Raw genomic sequence first — 356 nt, 5'->3', positions numbered from 1 at the left:
AATTGCGGTCTTGGCTGCATCACGGAACCCCCCGTTTCGAAGCTTTTGCGAGTGCTCGGCCGGGCGCCTGCAATAAGGCGCCCGGCCGGTACCGGGTCAGACAATGCCATCACGCCACGTCAACGTGGACCGAGAACGTGTCCGGGCTACTGTCGTTGTCGCCGTCGATGAGATTGGCTGTGAAAGTCATGTCGAGCGGTGCCGGATTGGACTCCTGCTCGATGGTGAATTGGATCACCGGGATCTTGACGGTGCCCACACCCATGGTGAGTTGGACCGCCTCGATCTGCTTCGTTCCGCCGTCGATCTCGAAGTACTTGCCGCCCTCAGCAACGTCAGGAATGAGCGGGTCGTGG

1 protein-coding gene is annotated in these 356 nt (G+C 60.7%); it reads right to left on the bottom strand.

What is annotated here, in order from left to right; translation table 11 throughout:
• Positions 1-109: 109 nt before the first annotated feature.
• The coding region (locus tag EN861_RS34515; RefSeq protein ID WP_210235218.1) for a hypothetical protein at positions 110-356 on the bottom strand (247 nt) is incomplete at its 5' end.

Source organism: Mesorhizobium sp. M8A.F.Ca.ET.218.01.1.1 (genome assembly GCF_004791165.1).
In the GTDB taxonomy this organism is placed as follows: Bacteria; Pseudomonadota; Alphaproteobacteria; order Rhizobiales; family Rhizobiaceae; genus Mesorhizobium.
This window is presented reverse-complemented; position numbering and strand designations above follow the sequence as displayed.